This is a genomic window from Pseudomonas sp. Q2-TVG4-2 (genome assembly GCF_013620795.1).
Taxonomy (GTDB): domain Bacteria; phylum Pseudomonadota; class Gammaproteobacteria; order Pseudomonadales; family Pseudomonadaceae; genus Stutzerimonas.
Genome location: NZ_LGLW01000029.1, coordinates 1 through 1,196, shown reverse-complemented (window position 1 = coordinate 1,196; position 1,196 = coordinate 1). Strand labels below are relative to the sequence as shown.

The following is a 1,196-nucleotide window of genomic DNA, read 5'->3' as shown; positions in this document are numbered from 1 at the left end:
CGGTTATTCGATGATCTTGGCAACCACGCCGGCACCAACGGTACGACCGCCTTCGCGAATCGCGAAGCGCAGACCGTCTTCCATGGCAATCGGAGCGATCAGGGTGACAACCATCTTGATGTTGTCGCCCGGCATTACCATCTCAACGCCTTCTGGCAGCTCGCAGTTACCAGTCACATCAGTTGTACGGAAGTAGAACTGCGGACGGTAGCCCTTGAAGAACGGAGTGTGACGACCGCCTTCTTCCTTGCTCAGTACGTAGACTTCGCCTTCGAACTTGGTGTGCGGCTTGATGGTGCCCGGCTTGGCCAGAACCTGACCACGCTCGACATCGTCACGCTTGGTGCCGCGCAGCAGCACGCCAACGTTCTCACCAGCACGACCTTCGTCGAGCAGCTTGCGGAACATCTCGACACCGGTACAGGTAGTCTTGGTCGTATCGCGGATACCCACGATCTCGATTTCTTCCTGAACCTTGACGATGCCGCGCTCGACACGACCAGTCACAACAGTGCCGCGACCAGAGATCGAGAACACATCTTCGATCGGCATCAGGAACGGCTTGTCGATAGCACGCTCAGGCTCCGGAATGTAGCTGTCCAGAGTCTCGACCAGCTTGCGCACGGCCGATACGCCCATCTCGTTGTCGTCCTGACCGTTCAGGGCCATCAGCGCCGAACCGATGATGATCGGCGTGTCGTCACCCGGGAAGTCGTAGGTCGACAGCAGGTCACGCACTTCCATCTCAACCAGCTCCAGCAGCTCGGCGTCGTCCACCATGTCAGCCTTGTTCAGGAAGACAACGATGTAAGGAACGCCAACCTGACGGGACAGCAGGATGTGCTCACGCGTCTGCGGCATCGGGCCGTCAGCAGCGGAACAAACCAGGATCGCGCCATCCATCTGCGCAGCACCGGTGATCATGTTCTTCACATAGTCAGCGTGACCTGGGCAGTCAACGTGGGCGTAGTGACGAATCGAGGAATCGTATTCAACGTGGGAGGTGTTGATGGTGATACCACGAGCCTTCTCTTCCGGCGCGTTGTCGATCTGCGAGAAGTCACGCGCAGAGCCGCCCCAAGTCTCAGCACAAACCTTGGTCAGCGCTGCAGTCAGGGTAGTCTTGCCATGGTCGACGTGACCAATGGTGCCGACGTTCAGGTGCGGTTTGTTACGTTCGAATTTTTCTTTAGCCA

Annotated in this window: 1 protein-coding gene; it reads right to left on the bottom strand. The window is 57.9% G+C overall.

Going from position 1 to position 1,196, the window contains the following annotated elements; all coding sequences use genetic code 11:
• Positions 1 to 3 precede the first annotated feature (3 nt).
• The coding region (gene tuf / locus H3028_RS21025) for an elongation factor Tu (RefSeq protein WP_181299133.1) at positions 4 to 1,196 on the bottom strand (1,193 nt) is incomplete at its 5' end.